The 20,749-nt window shown below is 58.4% G+C and carries 13 protein-coding genes and 2 pseudogenes; 7 read left to right on the top strand and 8 right to left on the bottom strand.

The window, feature by feature from the left end; translation table 11 throughout:
- Positions 1-6: 6 nt before the first annotated feature.
- Entirely contained in the window at positions 7-1,254 is a 1,248-nt protein-coding gene (locus tag IPM54_41355; protein MBK9266221.1) for a GAF domain-containing protein, read from the bottom strand.
- 49 nt (positions 1,255-1,303) lie between these two features.
- Between IPM54_41355 and IPM54_41350 the strand changes: the two genes are divergently transcribed.
- A complete protein-coding gene (locus IPM54_41350) occupies positions 1,304-2,407 on the top strand; it encodes a response regulator (GenBank protein MBK9266220.1) in 1,104 nt (367 codons plus the stop codon).
- A 15-nt stretch (positions 2,408-2,422) separates the two neighbouring features.
- Here the strand turns inward: IPM54_41350 and IPM54_41345 are convergent, their stop codons facing one another.
- Both IPM54_41345 and IPM54_41340 read right to left on the bottom strand, forming a co-directional pair.
- On the bottom strand, positions 2,423-3,931 hold the full coding sequence (locus tag IPM54_41345; GenBank protein ID MBK9266219.1) for an RICIN domain-containing protein: 1,509 nt from the start codon (positions 3,929-3,931) through the stop codon (positions 2,423-2,425).
- Positions 3,932-4,020: 89 nt separating this feature from the next.
- Positions 4,021-5,766: a response regulator gene (locus tag IPM54_41340; protein ID MBK9266218.1), complete on the bottom strand. Its 1,746-nt coding sequence runs from the start codon at positions 5,764-5,766 to the stop codon at positions 4,021-4,023.
- Positions 5,767-5,972: 206 nt separating this feature from the next.
- Here IPM54_41340 and IPM54_41335 point away from each other — a divergent pair, with 206 nt between their 5' ends.
- From IPM54_41335 to IPM54_41325, 3 genes are all read left to right on the top strand, one after another.
- On the top strand, positions 5,973-6,605 hold the full coding sequence (locus tag IPM54_41335; GenBank protein ID MBK9266217.1) for a hypothetical protein: 633 nt from the start codon (positions 5,973-5,975) through the stop codon (positions 6,603-6,605).
- A 173-nt stretch (positions 6,606-6,778) separates the two neighbouring features.
- A complete protein-coding gene (locus IPM54_41330) occupies positions 6,779-7,084 on the top strand; it encodes a DUF2330 domain-containing protein (protein MBK9266216.1) in 306 nt (101 codons plus the stop codon).
- Between the two features lie 66 nt (positions 7,085-7,150).
- The gene (locus tag IPM54_41325; protein ID MBK9266215.1) at positions 7,151-8,938 is read left to right on the top strand and encodes a recombinase family protein; all 1,788 of its coding nucleotides are present in this window, start codon (positions 7,151-7,153) and stop codon (positions 8,936-8,938) included.
- A gap of 20 nt (positions 8,939-8,958) precedes the next feature.
- Here the strand turns inward: IPM54_41325 and IPM54_41320 are convergent, their stop codons facing one another.
- Both IPM54_41320 and IPM54_41315 read right to left on the bottom strand, forming a co-directional pair.
- Entirely contained in the window at positions 8,959-10,530 is a 1,572-nt protein-coding gene (locus tag IPM54_41320) for a hypothetical protein (protein MBK9266214.1), read from the bottom strand.
- A gap of 106 nt (positions 10,531-10,636) precedes the next feature.
- Entirely contained in the window at positions 10,637-12,622 is a 1,986-nt protein-coding gene (locus IPM54_41315) for a hypothetical protein (GenBank protein MBK9266213.1), read from the bottom strand.
- Positions 12,623-13,655: 1,033 nt separating this feature from the next.
- On the opposite strand from IPM54_41315, the gene IPM54_41310 reads away from it, so the two are divergent.
- Both IPM54_41310 and IPM54_41305 read left to right on the top strand, forming a co-directional pair.
- Positions 13,656-14,870, top strand: coding sequence for a hypothetical protein (locus tag IPM54_41310; protein MBK9266212.1), 1,215 nt, complete (start codon positions 13,656-13,658; stop codon positions 14,868-14,870).
- 32 nt (positions 14,871-14,902) lie between these two features.
- The gene (locus tag IPM54_41305) at positions 14,903-16,042 is read left to right on the top strand and encodes a hypothetical protein (GenBank protein MBK9266211.1); all 1,140 of its coding nucleotides are present in this window, start codon (positions 14,903-14,905) and stop codon (positions 16,040-16,042) included.
- Positions 16,043-16,586: 544 nt separating this feature from the next.
- On the opposite strand, the gene IPM54_41300 is transcribed toward IPM54_41305, so the two are convergent.
- Positions 16,587-16,880 carry a hypothetical protein gene (locus IPM54_41300; GenBank protein ID MBK9266210.1) on the bottom strand — a complete coding sequence of 98 codons (294 nt, stop codon included), beginning with the start codon at positions 16,878-16,880 and terminating at the stop codon, positions 16,587-16,589.
- A 7-nt stretch (positions 16,881-16,887) separates the two neighbouring features.
- Positions 16,888-17,274, bottom strand: coding sequence for a hypothetical protein (locus tag IPM54_41295; protein ID MBK9266209.1), 387 nt, complete (start codon positions 17,272-17,274; stop codon positions 16,888-16,890).
- A gap of 226 nt (positions 17,275-17,500) precedes the next feature.
- Here IPM54_41295 and IPM54_41290 point away from each other — a divergent pair.
- Positions 17,501-19,050 (top strand): annotated as a pseudogene (locus tag IPM54_41290) (DUF2330 domain-containing protein).
- Here the strand turns inward: IPM54_41290 and IPM54_41285 are convergent.
- Positions 18,992-20,749: pseudogene (locus IPM54_41285) on the bottom strand (efflux RND transporter permease subunit). The pseudogenes IPM54_41290 and IPM54_41285 overlap by 59 nt on opposite strands.

Raw genomic sequence — 20,749 nt, 5'->3', positions numbered from 1 at the left:
CCGGGATCAAACCGACGGCGCGAGCGTAAAGGAAAACGTCGTTCCTTCGCCGGGTTTGCTTTCGACCCAAATGCGGCCACCGTGGCGGTGGACGATACGCTGTACGGTCGCCAAACCGACGCCGGTTCCTGGAAACTCTTTATTGGAATGCAAGCGCTGAAATGGCGCGAAGAGCTTGGCGGCGTACTTCATGTCGAAACCAGCGCCATTGTCCCGCACGAAAAACGTGCCCTTGTCGCTGCACCCGACTTCGATTCGTGCATGCGGCACGCGTGCCGTGAACTTGAAGGCATTGCCGAGCAGGTTTTCGAGCACCGCGCGCACGAGCGACGGGTCCCCTCGACTTTGCAGACCATCGGCAATCACGATGTCGAATTGCCGGTCCTTTGCCTGCCGCACGAGATCCTCGGCAATGGAACGCGCAAGGCTCGAAATGTCGACCACTTCGTCGCGAAGTTCGCCTCGGCTGACCTTCGACAATGTCAAGAGGTCGTCGATGAGCACGTTCATCCTCGAACAGGCCGCGCGAAGGCGTGAAAAATGCTCGCGATCCTTCGCGCCGAGACGATCGGCGAGGTCCTCTTCCAGCGCAGTGCCGTAGCCATCGATGCTTCTGAGCGGCGCGCGTAAGTCGTGCGAAACCGAATAGCTGAACGCTTCGAGCTCGCGGTTGGCTGCTTCGAGCTGCGCGGTTCGCATGCGTACGCGCGCTTCGAGCTCCGAGAAGAGCTGCACGTTCTCCATGGCAATGCTCGTGCTGTTCGCCAAAGCTTGCAGAAGCTCGAGCTCGTCTTGGGTCACGCGTCGCGTGGTCGCCCAATAAGTGCCGATGGCACCGATGGGCGCTGCCGTGCGAATGGGCACCATGGCCAGACTTTTCACGAACGTGGGTCGGTACGCGTCGTGAGGGATTCGCGCGTCGGCGTAGATGTCTTCGATGATGACCGCTTCGCGGTGGAGCATGGCCCAGCCGCTGATGCACGCTTCCATGGGGAAACGCTTGCCCTTCCAGAGCGGCGCGATGGCGTCTTCGTCCGCGTAAAAGCACTTGCCGTCGTCACGCAGCACGAACGTGGCTCCATCGGCGCCACACAGCTCGCGCGCCACGCTGCGCACGATGCGCATGACCGCGTCGAGGTCGCGCGTGAGCGACAACTCTTGGATTGCGCCTACGAGGCGCTCCATTCCACGCAGCTTGACGGAGGAATCGCTCGACATGAAAGCAAGATAGCGCATGGATTCCGAGGCGCGCATAAAAAGTGCTTGTGCCACGCGCTCGACACGTGCACCTTGCGAATGTCCAATGGCAACCGAGCTACGCGTCTTGATGGTCGAAGACAACGAAGACGATATGTTTCTGACGTTACGTCAGCTTGAAAGAAGTGGTTACGCGCCCACGTGTCTGCGGGTCGAGGATGCGGCGGCGATGCGTGCTGCTTTGGCGGAGCGCGCGTGGGACATCGTGATATCGGACTGGTCGCTGCCGCAATTCAGTGGCCCGGAGGCTCTGCAAGTCCTGAAGGAAAGCGGGATCGACATTCCGTTCATCATTGTGTCGGGGACCGTTGGAGAGGATGCTGCCATCAGCGCGATGCTCGGAGGGGCGCGTGACTTTATCGTCAAGGGAAAGCTGGGACGATTGGCGGCGGCGGTCGAACGTGAGCTGAACGAGCACGAGCAGCGGATTGCGCGTCGCAAGGCGGAGGATTTGCTTGCACGCACCGAGAAGACTCGGGCGATTGGTCAAATGGCCGCTGGTGTGACGCATGACCTCGTGAACATCTTGAACCCGCTATCTCTCCACTTACAAGTGCTCTCACGCGCGATCGATCGTGGCAGGACCGACGAGGCAAAGGAGAGCATTGCTGAAATGAAGCAAGTTCTCGAATGCGGCATGCAGACGCTGGTGAGATTACGGAATTACAGCAGACAGACGGCCGAGGCACGGGCGGAGCTTGTCGACTTGGATCGTTTGGTCCGTCAGGCTGCTGAAATCGCGAAGCCTCGAATGGCTGCGCGCGGGCGATTGTTACGCATTCGGGAAGAGCTGGGCGGGCCGCCGGGCTTTTGGGGGCATTCGGGCGATATCGTGAGCGCTCTCGTCAACTTGATCGTCAATGCGATCGACGCGCTGGCCGAAGGCGGCGGCTCGATTACGCTGCGCACTGGGCAAACGGGCGGGCAAGCCTGGGTACAGGTAGCCGATGATGGTCCGGGAATGCCCACAGATGTCGAAAAGCGCGTTTTCGAGCCGTTTTTCACGACGAAGGGCGACGAGGGAACGGGGCTGGGGCTTGCGATGGTTCATGCGTGCATGGAGCGCCACGGCGGGTCGGTGAAGCTCGAAACGGCGCCCGGCAAAGGGACGACATTTACGTTGTCGTTTCCGATGCCGGTCGATGCATGAAGGCCGTGTACGTAATCAAGGCTGATAGGGTGGGGTATCGAAGGCGCCGCCGTAATACAGGCCGACTTTCCGATTGGATTCGGTGCCCGCGAGCCCGCAGTTGCTGACGGTGCCGTACACTTCGCCGGTGAAGTCCGTGTAGGCGCAGAAGTTTTCGGCGCCGTTCTTCAGGCGCACGGGGAAGTTCGTGTCGAAGCCGCCTTGATCGTATTTTTCGAGGTTCCACCGCTGCTTGCTCGAACCGTCGCACGGCGCGGTGATGACCGTCCAGGGCCCGGCCAAAATGCCCTTTTGGCTCAAGCATTCACCATTTCCGAGATTGCGGAATCCAAATGCAGTGCCGTCGGGGAACATTTCCCATTGTTGTTTGGGATCGGCCGGCTCGCAGGTGCTCGTGGATTCCACTTTGCCATCACCCAGAATCAAGCATCGATTTCCGGTTTTGAAGCGGATGACGACGAAGCCCGAGTCTTTGTCGCAGGCGTCGCCAATGCCATCTTTGTCGATATCGGCTTGGTCGGTGTTTGCGTCGTCGGGGCAATTGTCCGCGTCATCGGGAATGGCGTCTGCATCTCTGTCGGAGCCCATGCACGTCCCGGTCATGGCAATGGGGCAAATGTTACCATGGCAGCTCCAATCCGGGTAATCGAACGCGATTTTCGCGCCCGCCGGAGCGCATTCTTTGCCCTCGAATGGATCGGCCGTGCAAGCGGCGTCGAAGCTACCTCCGCCGCGGCCCTTGTTGGCGACCACGATGCGTGAAACGACGGTGCCCGTGAAGTCGCCGGTGACCGTGAGGGTTCCGCCTTCATTGCCATTGCCATTGAAGTCGGTATCTTGAACGATTTTGCCGGACACCACGAGGTTGACCTGCCGCGGAGCCACCATGCCGTTTTCGTCGACCTCGATCGTGACGGCGTGCTCGCAGGCATTGAAGGTGAAGGTGCTGATGGCGCGTAGTCCATTGAGGCTCACGTCCCAATCGACTTTTCCGGAGCCGGAATCGCATTGCGCCGACCAATTGCCGGTGCTCGACGGGTTTTCGCATCCGTTCATCAAGCATCGGACTTCGTCTTGCCAAACGGCAAATGCGCGCACCAAGTCTTGGTTGGACCAGGGCACCACCGGGTCGCAGCTCGCCTTGCACGATTCGCTTTCGACGATGTAGTTGGCTTCGTCCGTGCCTTTGGACCACGCGATGCGGATGACGTTGAAGCCGCAATTGGGCACGGCGATTTGCCGCGTTGCATCGAGCTTGTTGACGCAGTTTCCTCCATTGAACTCGGCCGGCGAGCCGTCGGTGGTAAAGCAAATGACCGGCTCGTCATCGAGGTTGATCACCTTGACGAGCGAATTGACTTCGGGGAGGGTCGTGGCGCTGGGCGGATCGAAGTGCGGCACGGGCGTTACGACTCCGCCGCTGCCGCAACTCACGAGGAAGAACGCAAGAATTAGTGGGGTGAACGGAAGACGCATGGCTTCAGCATATCGCGAATCGGCGCTGGTCGAGCGAGAAATGCGCATGGGGCCGTGAATGTGCGTGTCAGGCGCGTCTCTGCGGCTACCGGCACTTTCGAAAGGCGATGTAGCGTGGAGGGCGAAGGAGAGCCCCTTCAATTCCGCACGGGGCTGTCCGAACCCCTCCGACTCATCATCAATTCGGCCATCAATGATTCGAGCGCCTCGAGCCTGGGGGGCTTGGCAATGTGCCGGTCAAACCCCGCCCGTCGCGATTTCTCGACATCATCGGCGCTGGCATACCCGCTGAGCGCAATCAGCGAAGCGGTTTTCAATTCCGGGTCGGCGCGAATCGCTTGGGCCACGGCATATCCATCCATGCCCGGTAGGCCAATGTCGCAAAGCACGATGTCCGGCCTGAATGTGCGCGCCTTCTCGAGCCCCTCGATGCCCGTGTGGGCGACCTCGACCTCGACCGCCCCATCGCCTAGCTCGAGCACTTCACGCAGGCTGTCGGCCGCGTCGACGTTGTCCTCGATGATCAGCACGCGGCAAGCCTCATCCGAGCACAAGCTCGTTTCGCCATTGCGGGCGGACATAGGCGCCTTGCGAATGGGAAGGCGAACCGTGAATTCCGTACCTTTCCCAGCGTCGTCGCTCGTTACCCCCACCGAACCATCATGCATCTGCACCAGGTTTTTGACCAGGACCAACCCAAGCCCAAGGCCGCCCTTGCTGCGATCGAGCGTTTTGTCCCCCTGCATGAAGGGCTCGAAAAGACGCGGCAACAATTCGGGCGCAATGCCCGCGCCCGTATCGCGTACGCGCAAGACCGCCTGCTCGCTGTGGTTGTCCGTGCCGACGGAAACCGTGGTTTTGCCGCCGCTCGGGGTGAACTTTGCCGCGTTTTGGAGCAAATTGCCAATGATTTGAGCAATGCGCGTCCTGTCGCCTTCAATCCAGACTCCAAAAGGTGCCGTGAGCACTTCGAGCTCGATGCCACGGCCTGCAAATATCGACCGGTGATCCTCGACCGTGGCGTGCACCAGCTCGTTCAGCTCGATGCTTTCGATTTGAAGCCGGATTTTCCCCTGGGTGATTCGCGTCAGGTCGAGCAGGTCATCGACGAGCCGCGTCAGGTGCGTGAGCTGACGGTCGATAATGGCGAGCGCACGCTTCGATTGCGGTTTCGCGTCGCCAATTCGCTCGAGGATGTACAGGCTATTGCGGATGGGTGCGAGCGGATTGCGCAATTCATGCGAAAGCACCGCGAGGAATTCGTTTTTGCGGCGGTCGGCTTCTCGCAGCCGAGCGTCGGCGCGCCGGCTCTGAATGGCGACGGCTGAAAGGCGCGTAAACGCTTCGATGAGCCGCACTCGAGCAAGCGCAGGAGCTCGGCTGATGAACACGGCGGTGCCAAGGTAATCCCCTTTGCGAGCGAAGGGCTGGCCATAGAAAGAACGAACGCCCAGGCGTATTTCGAGGTCGCGACTGAATGCAAGGGGCCACGAGTGGAAGGTGGCCTGGTGGAGCCCGCCCTCCAGGCGCAAGAGTTTTCCCTCGGCCAAACCTTGTCGGGCATCGTCATCCACTTGAAACGTGAGCCCAATGAGGTCGACTCCGATCAAATCGCGGAGCTGTGCGGTCATGTCCGGCGGGCCCACGATGGCGCGCACGGTGGTCGCGTCGGTGCTCGGCTCGTAACTGCTCGTGACGACCAGGGTATCCGGAGCAAGCGTGGCGAGCTGTTCGGCGATGAATTGAAAGATGTCCCCTTCCGGTTCGGGACGGACCTCGGCCAGCTCGAGCGCTGCGTTCGACAGGAAGTCGAGCTCGTCGAAGTCTCCGCATTGCCCTGCACAGCGCGGTCTGCCGGTAATTGGGGGCTCTCCATTCGTCACGGACGATGTCCTTGGTCCTATGGATGCTGGTCCGGTACTATGGATGCAAGGAGCGGCAGCTTGGTCGTGGATCGGAGCGAATCCATTCCCGGACGTCGCTCCTTGGACGCTGGAGATTTTGTAGCGACCGCGAAGAAAGTTGCCCCGCGCGGCGTTCTACCGTCATGTCGCTCTCGACGCCCCTCCGCGCCGCCTCCTCGCTCGCCTTGACGCTCTCTGCTCTGCTCTTCGCGAGCGCGACCGGGGCGGGCTCGCCGGCGCCCAAGGTCGAGCGCGTCGACATCGATGGTCAATGCGGGATGAGCGTCATACCCGTCTGGAGCGTCGACGTAATTCGCTGGACCCCCGACCGCGGGCCGCCGGCCAGGTTCGTGGCCGATACTTACCTCGCGCAGGGGCCGGATGTGTTCATCGCGCTCGGGGTCGCGCAGGGCGCCTTTTGGGCCATCGAGGGGGTGACTCCCAACGACGCTTGCGACGATTGCGCGCTCGTCGATCTGGTCGCCACGTCGCTCGTCGACGGCAAACGTCGCGTTCTTCACGTTCTTACCGAAAAAGATCGCGACGCGCTCGTCGGCGGGGCGCAGGCAGACGTGCATGCCCGTGTCCTCGGACGGCTCTTTCAGCTCGCTAACGGGCCTTGGCCCGCTGCAGAGTTGAAGCACGATTACAGCCTGCGTTTGCCCGAGCGGAGCCCGGAGGGCCTCGTCAAGCAATATCAAGGGTGGCTCGTCGAGGTGAAGAAGGCAAAACAATGGGGGCTGCGATTCGGCGTGAAAAGCGAAACCCTCATGTGCTGGTGCACCTACGCATGGGAGACAAAGAAGCTTTCTCCCTGAGCACATAAGGAAAACAAAAGCGGAATTTCGCCATTGACGCGTCTAGGCCGCCCTGCGCCACTCGGGGGAATTTGTGCGCATCAATTCACACTCCCAAAGTGATGCGCCCTCAAATACTTCGGCACGCCGGTCTTGAACTGCCTCGCCGTCACGCGTATCCTGCCCCCAGCCCTATGCAAACGCTTGCCTCTTCGCGCCTTCGTTCTCTCGCGTTCGCCCTTCCTCTTGCTCTCGCCGCGCTCACGGTTGCTCCTTCGGCCGATGCGTTTTGCGGCTTTTACGTCGCAGGAGCCGACACGAAACTCTACAACAATGCAACGCAGGTCGTGCTGATGCGCGAAGGCACTCGCACGGTCCTTTCGATGCAAAACAATTACCAAGGGCCTCCCGAGGCCTTTGCGATGGTCGTTCCCGTACCGGTCGTCTTGCACAGTAACGAGGTAATTGCTAGACACAAGACGGGTCAGGAACGTTCATGAAATCAAGCACTTACGGTGCACAGCGGATGCCTTGACCCCACCCTGGATCCCATGGTGTGACGTTTAATGTCCGATCTCGATTGGACAACGAAAAAACACGGTGATAACGTGGGCGATATGCGCGCGAGCGATACGAAGGGCAGCAAAGGGCATCGAGGCAAGGCAATACGTGCGCGCGTGCAAGCTCCGAGCGGCGCGCATGCGACCGGTCACGCAGGACCGGCCATTACGCGCGTTCTGGCGTATCGGCGCGTCAGTACGTTGGAGCAAGGGAAGCAAGGCAATTCACTCGATTTGCAACGCGACGAGATCCGGCGTTACTGCGAATATGCCAAACTGCCCGAACCGATCGACTTCGAAGAAACGGAGTCGGGATCCGCGGAAGCACAAGAGCGACGCGAGCAGGTTGCGAAATTGCTAAAGCAAGTTCGTCGCGGTGATCTTGTGCTCGTGAGCAAGATCGATCGTTTTTCTCGCGATATCGTTTTCACGATCAGCTCGGTTCGTGAAATCATAAAACGTGGCGCGCGATTCCTTTCCATTGCGGAGCACTTCGATCCATCGACGCCCGAAGGCGAGACGCAAATGGCCTTATGGGCGAGCATCGCGCAAATGGAGCGCGCACGTATTCGCGAGCGTACAGAAGGGAATCGAAAACGCTTGCGGGCGATGGGATACTTTGTCGAGGGCAAACCTCCATTTGGTTATGTGCGTGCGCAAGGCGAGCTTCCGAATGAAAAACCAAGGCGCCTTGACGTGGATCCCGAAAAAGCAAAGATTGTCCGGGAAATGTTCGATCTTTGCATCGCCGGAAATAGCGCGGTCAAGATAAGTGCGATATTGCGCGATCGATATCCGGGGGTCCTGAGCTTCGAAAGCGAATGGATCTTGAACGCGTTGAAAAATCGTGTTTATGCGGGACAACTCGCATTGACCGCGGTAAAACCCAAAGGGCACACGAGCACGATACGACGTCCCGCGGAATGGATCGACGCGCACGAACCGATCGTCTCGATGGAGACGTGGTTGACGGCGCAAGATGCTTTGGTGAGTCGTCGCGCCTATGGTGCCGTACCGAGGAAGGAATCGAAAACGGCAAATTGGATCATGCGTGGAATCGCGCGGTGTGCGATTTGCGGATCGGTCATTGCCGCGGCACCAAACTCGGATTCAGGTAGGCACACGCATGCAGGCTATTACGTCTGTCATCGACGATTGAAATGCAAATCGGGTGAGCGATGCAAAACGGCACCGTTTCATAAGCAAGCCGAGACGGACGAATTTCTATTGAGCGAAACCGAAAAGCATTTCGAGGAAATACGCGGCGAGTTAATGCAAAACCCCGAGCCGGTACGAAATCCGAACGCGGATCAATTCGAGAGCAAGCGAGCGGATCTCATTGCCGCGCGTGAACGTTTGCTCGCGCTCGTGATGGCCGGGACATGGAGCCTTGAAGTTATCGATCGCAAAGCGAAGCAGATCGAATCGGATTTGATGGCCCTCACGATCGAGGAACGGCGCAGCACGATCCAAGAGACGGACGATACGATCGAAAATCGAAATGGTGCGCGACAATGGCTCGAAAAAGTCGCGGCGCGATGGCCGAAGATGGATCCAAATCAACGACGCGCCGTCATTGCCGCGATGGTCGATCGGATCGTGGTCGGCACGGACAAGATCACGATGCAATGGGCGAACGCCGCGACGATGGCCACGCGATACGCAAACGGCGCGCTCGTGAATTTGCGTGGCGAAGTGGTCGAACCGAGACGTCATGGTCGTCCACGGAAAATGGAACCAGTCGATACGGGGGAAGGGCTCGATTTGGAGGCAGATGACGCGGACGAGGCGTAGGGACCACGCGGGAATTGGCCTTACCGGGGACCATGCCACGGGTCGGGACATGGCACGCGGCGGTTGCAAGGTGGAATTAGCCGCATGTGCAATGAAAAATGGGTTTTCATCGGGGCGAGTGGGGCGCCGATGTGGACGATGGTGCCGGGGGCGAAGGTCTGTTTCGATGCCCTGCGCGTCGGGGCCATCGGATCCAGCATCACGACTTCGCACTGATCGGGATACGTGGGACAAGGGTCGGAGCAGAGGTAGACTTTGTCGGGTGCATATGGCATGTCGCCATTAACAACGGCTCCACCGAACGCAATTGAGCCACCTCTTGACCCAATCGAGACGTCCCAACTATGGCCGGGACACCAAAATCCAATGCACGCTCGTTCCATCCAGCGTGACGTCAAAACAACTTCTTCATTCTCCGCGAGTGTCAATGGCTCGGTGGCGGGTATGCAACCGCGACGCATTGGGTTGCTCGATTCAAGTTTTGTTTGAATCGCAGTGTTCGCGTTTACGGAAAACCAAGCAACATAGTCCCCACCTGGTACGTCAAGTGTGAAGCGACGCGTCGCGCGAGCAGGATCGAGATGCCATCCCTCGTTTTTGTCAAAGAGAAAACCGGCTGTAAGGTTTTCGCGACCCATGATATCGCCTCCCTCGCAGCGAAAGAACGACACCCTGGTGAGGGGTTGTGGTTGGGTCACGACGGGCGTGGTCAAGGCATGCAGCGTTTTTCCTTCGGTGACGTGAAATCGAAACAGCGCCTGCTGAAATGATAAAAAACTTCCAGAGGGGCCACATCCGGGATGGACTTCGCCATCCGTGAGATGCGGAATGCCCGGACCACACTCCATAAGCCGCAAACACACATCGCCCGGCAACTGCGGGGGCATTTTCCGCCAATCCGCCAGAGCATCGTTCAGACGTACTCCCATTTCGTTTTGGAAAATCTTGCATGTTTCGTCATATGTGGCGTCCAGTTGGGCGCGTGCGTAAAACCTCAAAAACTTTTCAATGCCGAACCTGTCCAGAAGGTACCTGACGAAACTTGCTGCAGTTGGATAAACGTGAGAGCTAAGGTCCTCCCGATATGGTGCGAAACTCGAGGACTCCACAAGATCTTCTAGCGGGGTTGACGTGTTGATCCACCCACTCGTATCCGAAGTCGCCATACAACCGAGAACCTCCGCAATCCCTTCACTAAATAGGAGTGGCGGATGGCCCAGCAACGAAGCATTTGCATGCACGATTTCATGGGGAAGAATTGCAGGTCCAGATACATAAATATCTGTTTCGACGGCACAACCAGTGGCGTTCGGGCAACCTGCCCACGCCATGGTTTCGGCGCTGCGGACCCGATGATAATTTATTTTCGCACCGGGCGGGAGTTCCACCCCAAAAAATTTCGCATATGCGTCGTAATACCGTTCGAGCCATTCACCTGTTTCATCGCATGGCGGTTTTGCGCCGTGTTCGACGTAAAAATCGAAATGGTCCGTGCTGAAGAGTTTTTCAAAGACGGGTTCGGTGCAACCGCAAAGGGTGCCGAGGGCTATGGTCGCAATTCGTGTGGCGAAGTAGTGCGTGGGGCGAGGCATGGCTGGAACCCTTCGTCATGAATGGGCGTGAATGGTTTGCCCAGCGCATAGACGACACGCTGGACAAACCATTCTACTGTCTACCGCTGGTCAAGCTCAGTGCATGTCATGGGCATTCGGCAAGGTGCTGCTGCGAAGCGTCCACCACAATGTGCTCGAACCCGACGACCGTAACGCCGGTCAAGTCCGCAAGCGGCACAGGAATGATCAGGGTGTCGTCTCCAGAACCGCCGTTCAGCAATTTGCGCGAATCAAGTTCACACGTCGCGTAGAAAATCACTGTGTCGTCACCGCTACCAGCGCGGATGTTGTCTTTGCCCGGACCAGGGTAAATCGTATCGTTACCGCCGTCGCAGGTCACTTGGTCATCGCCTGGACCTGCGAAGATTTGCGATGTCGGTCCAAATGCCAGGTGAATCTTGTCATTACCGCCGCCACCGCTAATGACGATTGTTCCGTTGCCTTGGTAGGTAATATCGTCGTCACCGTCGTCGCCGAAGATAACGTCGTCGCCGCCCTGACTCGTGAGCTTATCGTCACCTGGGCCACCGGAAATGAAATCAGCGAAATCGCTAGATTTTAGCGTGTCCTTTCCTTCGTAGCCGAACATGCAGTATCCGGTGCTGGCATTCGGGTCAATCTTGCTGTCGGCGCCTGTCGTCCCCTCAAAGAGCACTTGCGATACCGCACAGCATGAAACGTCGGCGCTGCTTGAGATCTCAATGGTCTGTTCCAACGTCGTCGTTCCGCCGTCTGTCGATGCCGTCCACACCACGATGGCGGTACCGGAGGGTAACGCAACCGCGCCGGTGACCGTATCGACGGGAATTGGCGTTACTAGGACGACACCATTGAGCTCAACAATTTCGCCCGCGACCGTAGGCGAAGTGGCTGAACAGAAGTCGATCACCTCTGGCGGCGAAAGGATGACCAAGCCCGGCGTGCATGAAGGTACGGTCATTGATGAAGGCGCATCGAAAACCGGCGGCGCATCGTGAAAAACCATTACGGTCGTGTCCGTGGAATCGAATTTGCCCGTGGAATCGATCGCATACGCCGTGACATTATGTGTTCCTACGACAAGCTCAGTGCTTAGTGTTATACCCGTCCCCAATGACGTGTCGCCATTGTACCAGGCAATCGTCTGAAGATTGCCATCGGGATCAGAGCTTGTGCTGCCATCAAGCAATGCCATTCCGGTGCCCGTTAACGGATTACACGACATGGTTTGCGATGCTCCCGCGTTTGCGACTGGTGGGCGCGCGGTAATCGTACCATTCAGGTTGACCGTCAGCGTAAGATCCCCGTCCAGTTCCGTGAAATGCCCAAATAGGCTGAATTCCGCGGTGCTCGGCACATGAACCCCACCAAGGTTCTCGCCAGGTGTAGGTGTAAAGACAAGCGACTGTTGAATTCCATTGACGTACCCATTCACGAGCATTTGAACGTTCGCGCTCGGAATTGTGAAACTTCGCCCCGATTGAGTGCCGAGCAGATTGCTATTATTCCGGATCAACGCGTCGGTGACGTCGAAGGTGCCCACAGACGTTGGTATTGAGAAGTTGTCTGGAACGAGGTACACGCGATTGAACTCGATGGGGCACGACCCCGCTTCGCAGCCACCGGTAAACGCTGCGTCGCCCGTAACGTGAAATGTAGTGGGCGTACCGCCGGCGTAAGTAACCGTCCCGATGCTGTCGCTGTACATCAAGCTAGCGTCGCTGGAGTTGGGCATGGCCCCGGAGCCTTCCGGTTGGAAGTTATCTGGGTTGCAGTTGTTGAAGCGAAGTTCCGAGTGCGTACCTGCATAGTGACAGTTAACGCCAGGGGGTTGTTGCCTACATTTCGCATCGCAAGCGGCAGTTATACTGTCCGCGAGGACATTGTCACTCTCATTGTACTGAACGCAGACGTCGCGAACGGGGGGCTCACCCGGCAGTGTCAAATCGCAAAAGCAGTCGCACGTCGTCTCGACCCCTGTAAGAAGAGGATTGCCTACGATATCGCACCCCAGCCCCATCAGCATCACCGCCAGCACCGCACTGTTCCGCAACACGTTCCAACCAAGCGTACCAAGTTTTCTTCCGTTCATGACGTCACCTCTCGTGGTTGAGTCGAGGCAACTCTAGAAAAATGTGCGCTTGAATTGTGAAAAAAACAAATGCGCCGCAGTGTGCGGAATTTGTGATGCAGCAATTCATGAGGACAAACACTCTTGACGGGATGCGCGATCTGTGCGGTGCAGGTCAGTACGCCGTTGCGCATCACCGGCTTGGATGCGTGCCATCGTTCCACGACCTCTGACCGCTATCTGCTACAAGCTGCCGCTGATATTCCGATCTTCCTCTGCTTAGGCGAAGTGCCTCCTTGGGTGTGCTGTGTGGTTCGCCGTGCCACGACACACTCGACGTGATCGACACACTGGAGAACCACTGGCGATGCTTGCGTGGCTCGCAAGGTAGGGCGATCCGCTACTCGCATGCGAGTAGCCTTCGACGCACGCAGTGCCTTTAGGCGGTACGCCGTCGAGTCTCCGCACGAACAGGCTCAACTCAGTTGTCAAGGGCCCCGATGCTAGGCGCATGAAGATTCTTGTCTCATGTTTCGCGACGGGCATGTCTCACGAGACACAGGGGGCGCGAGACATGCGAGACAACACAATCGCGACGGGAACACGCGCGGCGCGATCATGCTCGACGTCCTCTCGACACGCCGCGCGTTCGTGCGCGCGTGCTTGCGCTTGTGCGCGTCATGCTTGCGTCGCAAGCCGCTTGTAGGCGCAAGCGCAAGCCCATTCGACGAGCACCTCTTGACGGCGCCGCGCGCGATCGTTGGCGCAACAAGCCGCATGGTCGTGCGCGTTCTCTACGCTCCGCGCGCATGCACAACGGGGCGAAGTTCCATCAGGACGCACCGCGATCGACGGTGTTTCACGTGCACGATGCATGTCCCGCCGTCTCACTTTCCTCGGTTGCCCTACCAGAGAACGAGGGTGTTCTCCGCGCAGAGAACATGCGGCGCGAACCATCATCGTGTCATGCGTTTGGCGCGAGGGTTTTTCCGTAGTTCGTCCTTCGCATACATCGTTCTTGTCCGGGTTTTTCCGGTCGTGTAGACTCGCGTTCGTGCGTCGTTCATCGCGCGTTTTTCTATGTCTTGCTGGCCTTCTTGCGGCGCGCGTGTCGCCCGCGAACGAAGCCGACGACGATCGTCGGCGCCCTGAAAAGCAACTCAGTGAAGCTGACGAAATGCGTTTTCGCGCGTTAGTCAAGGAAGGCGCTCGCGCTGCCGACGAAGGGCGGCTGAACGACGTCGTCAAGGCATACACTGCCGCTCTACAAGTTCGCCGCGACCCCTTGATCAGTGGACGCCTTGGTCTCCTGCTCGCCACGGTGAACGATCCGTCCGCGCAAGTCATCGCCGCGATGAACCTTTATGACGCCATTACGGAGCACGCCGGTGTCTCGCGTGCGGAGCGCAAGGCATTCTTTGACGCATTCGATTTGGTTCAAAGCAAAATTTGCAGAATCTTCGTGACCACGAATGACGTCAATGCAGTCGTGCAACTGGACGACAATAAGCCGTTCAAGAGTCATGGTTCATATTGGGAATTTGCCGAACCGGGCAAACACGAAATCGTCGCAAGGCTCGAAGGTCACGACGACGTGCGCAAGTCCATCGAGTGCCCCAAGGGAAAGCGGATCGAAGTATTTTTGGACTTTGCACATAACGAAGTTCCCATCAAAACGGTCGAATCGATCCGAGAGAAACTTGTATTCGTCGAACCTCCGTCACCGACGTCGAATGCAGATAAGCCGTCGAACCCCGCTCCTGCGACAAATCGCCGTCTCAATTTCGCTGTGGGTCCGGCCATGGTGTTTGGCGTAGCCCCTTCACCGGCCTTCGGGATTTCCCTTTCGGGTGCGTATGATCTTGGGAACGTCTCGGTAAATGTCACGACGCGCGGTGCGTATGCAATCGAACCGTTCACGGGTGTACCGCTTGACCGCTTCTCGTTTAATGCATTGGCAGGTCCGTGCAAAAGGTGGAGTTGGTTTCATGGGTGTGCCTTTGCAAGTATGAACATCATCAAGTCACGAGCCACAGCAGCCGTACCTGATGATTTCCACACGACTGCGCAATTCGTTCCAGGACTTGGAATCGGAATCGGAGCAAGGCATCTGCTCGGGCGCAACGTACGCGTGTATGCGGGCGCGGATGCGATGATCTTGGCGCAAGAGACGACAGCCATCGTGCCGCGAACGAATGGAACGTCGTACATCTGGAATGGGAGCCATTTGCTGGCGTCATTATCGCTTGGATTAGAGTTTGCCCCGTGAAGTGATCGGTACTCGAAAGGATTGATCGGCCAATGTTCGGAAAAAGTCATGGCGTTGCAATAACCGGATTTCTGGTGACTGTCGCGATTTATGGCACGACATTCGTCACGAATGGTTGTGGCCTCAATACTGGAGGGGAACAGATTCATTGCGGCACGGACGCTGATCCCGAGATTTGGCCCATCTGCTACGAAGATGCAGGCACCGGTATCGAACCCCTTGCGTGCACGGGTCAATGCGTGGAAATGGGCACGGCTGATTTTCGTGAACGACCAGTGCTTTTATGGATGGGCGCGGAAGAAGAACAGCCCAAATGCCCGGAACGAGCGAATAGCGAGTTTTACACCGGGTATGCAGATCTGAACGTCGCTTTGCCGTGCCAGAAATGCGAATGTGGACCGGCCAAATGCGTGATGCCGAGCGGTATGGTAGCGAGTTCGAATAACGCTTGCCAAGGGAGCGCGACGGCATACGATGGACCAACGGAATGGGACGGCTCATGCGTATCCCCTGCGAAGCTGCCAGCGGGAAGTTTTCACTCTATCGGCTTGACCCCTGCGAGTGTTTCATCGTGCGAACCGATAGGCAACGCCGAACCCAAGGCTCCATCTTTTGCGCCCGAAATCTCGTCATTCGCGGGGGGCGTATACTGGAAGAACTATGTGAAAGCGTGCCAAGGGACGGCGCAAGGATTTTGCCCGAGCTCGGGTGATCTATGCATACCGAGCACCGAACCGCCCCCGCCTGAGTTTCGTTATTGCGTGCAATACGCGCTACCCGTGGACGAAAGCAATTTGCCGCAATGCCCCAAGGCATTTCCCGAACGATTCACGTTTTACGCCGGGACGAAGGGCAAAGTCGAATGCTCGCCTTGTCAATGCGGCGAGCCAGTCGGGGCACAGTGCTCGATTTCATTTTCGGCGTATCAGGACGCTACGTGCTCGGGCGCTCCGATGCCGCTGTTTCAAAACGTTCCCGCATTCGACGGAAGTTGCATCGATTTTGGTGCTGCTTCCGTTGCTCTCGCTTCGATGGAAGCGAAATGGACGGTCAACAAGCCGGGCACGTGCGAAGTGAGCGGCGGCGAATTGATCGGCGAAGTGAAACCAGTCGACCCGCGCGTGTTCTGTTGCCAAGCGCCTGCGCCTTCGGCTCCGCCTCCCACCGAATGAGCGCGAGCTTCGGACGACGATCGTGACCGCTCTGGCGCTACGCGTCACGATAAGCATTCGCGACGCCGTCAATCCCAGAGCATGCTGCCGAGGTTCTTGTCGTGTGCCCTCGTTCGAGGGTCACCGGTGAACGCCGCAAAACCCGTAGTTGCTGCGCAGGGCGTTATTTCGGCAGGGCGAACCATCCGCACGCGTTGCGCGACACATTGGTGCAGATCGACGTCCCGCGCCACCAGCGCGACTGTTCTTTGAAGGCAACCCGCCGGTGGCTTTCTTGTACCGATCTAGGAGAGCACGCTCGTTCTTCAATGCGGCAGCTTCCGAAGAGTGCCATTGGATCTCAAAGCTATGCCACTGGATTGATGTATAGCGGCCAGAAAGGTACTGCTCCACGGCGTCTCGGCTCGGCTCGCGAACAGTCCCTTTGCCAATGCGAACGATCCGAGACTTTCGTTTGAGTCGGTAGGTGAAATGAGGCATAGCTGCATTCTCTCCCAACTGAGAGACGAAAACAAGCGGGTAAAGTAACCCTTGGCAAGAAAATTCACTCCTGCAAGGAAAGCGCCAATTCCCAGCTATAATCTTGACCGTCCAACCATCGGCCGGTCAACTCGACATCGTCTCCGGTCCTATTCACCCTCGCATTGACCCGATTCGCTCGACCCGCCGACGTCCATTCGCCCACCCACTGATCCGCCTTGGGATGCGGCCGGAGAACCACGTGATAGGTGCCCATTGGATATGGTGCGTCAAATGCGATGTGGTCGAGATCTACGATCGCGTCGCGCACGATTGACCGTTCCCCATTGGACCAAATCAAAGTTCCTTCGTAACGCATCTTCGCCTCATCCTTCCTTACGCGATCTTTTCCTGAACGCGGATCCATTGCGGATAGAACTCACTCCGACGTAGTGCGGATCCTTGCGGGCAAAGATGTTCGCTGATTTTGCTTCATTGCCTTGCTTATCGGTCGCAACGACATACAGCCCAGCATCCTTTTTGCCTCGACTCTCCAACGCTTCGTCACAAGAGAGGTTCTTGCCGTGCATGATTACAAAGTCTGGCCAAATGACGCCATGCGCGCGAAGTTGGTTTTCGAGTTCTGCGATAGTCTCATCCCACGATCTCCCGGCTCGACAGTTTTTGCATTTCTCGCAGTTCTCTGCGTCGATGTTATCGGATCGTCGAATTGTCATCGTGTGTTCCTGCATTTGATCTTCGTAAGGCTTCAACGCGGTGCGAACGCGCGTAGATCGGCGCCTACTCCTATTCGTTTCACGCGTCAAGCCGGATCGTTGCCACGGAGCTATTGCGCAACACGCCCAAAGAATGCGTCGCCCGTGTCGAGCAACACGCACGACCCTCGCGAACACCCAGCGCACGCTCCTACGTAACCCCTCGCACGCTTGTGCGGCTCTCGCTTCGCGTATCCCAATCTACAAATGAGGCTCCATCCTGATGCGTCAAAATTGGGCGAAAGCTAAAATCTTACGAGCACTTAGCTCCGACCCACAACAAGAGTGTTTAGGAATCACCTTTCCCTTGCAACAAGAAAATGTCAAGACGCTTCCGACGGCCGTGTTCGACAAGATCGACAAACTGGCCTCGCCGCGGCTCGTCGAATACTGGGAGCAGGATCCGTGCGCGCCCGAGCCGCCGATGCTTTCGCCCATGGCTCCCGTGCGGCGCATGTCAGCCCCAAGGCCCGAGGCGAAGGGGGCGAGCGCGGCCGATCTTGGCGTCACCGTCGAAGCGCAATTCACGGTGGGCGAATACGAAGTAGTCATTTTGAGCGCCCGTGATTCCGCGGGGCTCGATACGTGGCTCAAGCAGGAGAAATACAAGATTCCGGCAGGATCCGAACCTTTGCTTCGGCCCTACGTGCAAGGTGGTAGCAAGTTTTTCGTGGCCAAGGTCGACACGAAAAAGGTGCGATCAGAAAATGGCATGGCGCAGCTTTCGCCCTTGCGTTTTCATTACGACAGCGAAACGTTTGCATTGCCCGTGCGCCTCGGGCTCGTCAATTCCGGCGGAACGCAGGACTTGATCGTACACATTCTTGCCAAAGGACAGCGGTACGAAACGGCGAATTCGAACGTCGCGATTCCAACAATTTGGACGTGAAGGACAAAGTTCGCAATGATTTCGGCGCATTCTACGCGGCGCTCTTCGATAGAACCTTGTCCAGGCAGCCGCGTGCGGTGATCACCGAATACGCGTGGGACGCGAGCACGTGTGACCCGTGTCCCGGCCCGACGCTCGATGGCAATGACCTGATGACGCTCGGCATGGATGCGCTGAATGCTGCGCAAGTGGCGACATCGCCGGCTCCGCCACCTGCTGGAGGCCCTCCGATGACTCCCATGCGGCGGCCAATGCCGCGACGGTGGGGTGGAGGCGGATTCGTATTGACGCGTCTTCACATGCGTTATGGCAAAGAAGGGTTGGGGGAGGATTTGGTTTTCACGGCACCACCCATCGTCGGCGGGCGCGAATTCTTGCAAGAGGGGGCGGAAAGCTCGAAACGGGTGCGGTGCAAAGCAGCATCAATAATTTCCAGGCGCGTTATGCAATCAGGCATGCGTGGACGGGGCCTGTTGCATGTGCGAATCCGCGTCGTGGAGGTGGGGCGGGCCGCCTTCGGGCGTGGCGCACAAGGCACCGAAGCTGCGCAGAAGCTTGCATTTGCAAAGCGTGGCGGCTTTGACTTGGTGGCGATGGTTGCGCGCGACGACAATGAAACGAAGATCGACAGCGGGCCGCTGGTGCCCGCGCCGTCGATGTACGGGGCGCCAATCGATACGACGCCTGCGCCGACGCCGACGAGCGTGGCGACGTCGACTCCATCGGAAAGCGGCGCGTCAGGGCCGCCCGCGACGCCGCCTCAAAGTGGGTGCGCGGGGTGCCGCGTGGGGGATGCGAATGACGCAATGCCGAGCGGCGTGGGAATTATCGCTGCAATTGGGATTGCGCTTGCGAGGATGATGCGGTCGCGTCGGCGGAAGTGAGGAGTGGTTGCTCCATCCGTTTGCCGCGCCAAACGCCGTAAAGCGCCGGCAAGACCAGCAGCGTCAGCAGCGTCGACGAAATCACCCACCACATGACCACCGTGGCCAATGGCCGCTGCACTTCCGCGCCAACACCGTATTCAGCGCCATCGGCACGAATCCGAGGCTCGCCACGAGCGCCGTCGCGAGCACCGGCCGCAGCCGCCGCTCCGCCGCCTGCTCCACCGCTTCACGCAAAGGCATGCCCGTCGCCAATAGCTGCCGAACCGTCGACACCAGCACGATGTCCGCGAGCACCGAAACGCCCGAAAGCGCTACGAATCCAACGCCGGCCGAATGCTGAATGGCATTCCGCGGAACCACAAGGCCACGATGCCCCCAATCGCCGCAAACGGAACGCCCGTGAATACGCGGGCCACATCAAATGCGGCCGTACGTGAAATAGAGAAGCGCGAATATCAACGCAAGCGCCGCAGGCTCGACGATGAACAACCGCTCCTGCGCCCGCTCGAGGTGCTCGAATTGACCACCATAACGCACGTAATGGCCCGACGGTAATACGACTTTTTCGCGAATGAGCGCGCTCGCTTCGCGCACGAACGAGCCGACGTCGCGCCCGCACACGTTCGATTGCACCACGATCCGACGCCTCGCCCACTCGCGGTTGATCGTGGACGGGCTCTCGACCAATCGTAATCGCGTGACGCTCGAAAGCGGAATCTGCGTCCCATTGGCCGCCGTAATCAAATGCTCCCGACGGCCGCGACATCGGTCCGATATCGATCATCCAGCCGCAACGCAATCGGAAAACGCCTTTCACCCTCCTGCATCTGACCCACTTCACGCGTACCGAGCGAAGCGACCACATCCAGCACCTCGTGCGCCGGAATTCCATGCCGCGCAATCGCCGCACGATCAACCTCGACCTGCAGCAGCGGCTGTCCCGTCACTTGCTCGGTCACCACATCGGTCGCGCCCGGAATCGATTTCAACACCGCCTCGATCTCACGTGCCTTTTCCTTCAAAATGTCGAAATCGTCCCCGAACAGCTTCACCCCCACGTCCGAGCGAATGCCGGCGGTCATTTCATTCACCCGCATCTCGATGGGCTGCGTGAATACCATGCGCATGCCAGGCAAATTCCTGAGCTCGCCCTGCATCGCTCGCACGAGTCGTCTTGCGTATTGCCTCGTTTCCAGTTTTCTCGCGGCGTGAGCGTCACGAATACGTCGGAGAGCTCGATGCCCATTGGATCCGTCGCAACCTCGGCCGTTCCCGTGCGAGTCCAAACGCGCGCAATTTCATCGGGAAATTTTTCGCGCAACGTATTCTCGATCCGAAGCCCGTAACGAATAGACTCGTCGATCGAAACACCCGCCAAGCGAATCGTATTGACCACGATGACGCCTTCGTTCAAACGCGGAATGAACTCGATCCGAGCCGCGTCGATAGTGCAATCGCCCCCACCCAGAAGCGCCACCGCACACGTCAACACCAACCGACGACGGCCGATGACGAAATGCGGCACGTGACGATAGCCTCGCAAAGCCCCCGACCAAGACGTTATCGCGCTCGGCACCCGGCGAGGCAATAAAAGCTCGCAAGTACCGGCATCAGCGTGAGGGACAACTGTCATCGATCCCGCGGCGCAAAGATCACCGTCAACGCCATCGGCCGAAAAGTTTCCCCTCGATGCCTT

The sequence above is a fragment of the Polyangiaceae bacterium genome (genome assembly GCA_016715885.1).
GTDB lineage: Bacteria > Myxococcota_A > Polyangia > Polyangiales > Polyangiaceae > Polyangium.
The sequence above is the reverse complement of the archived record's forward strand: the minus strand, read 5'-3'. Positions and strand labels throughout refer to the sequence as shown.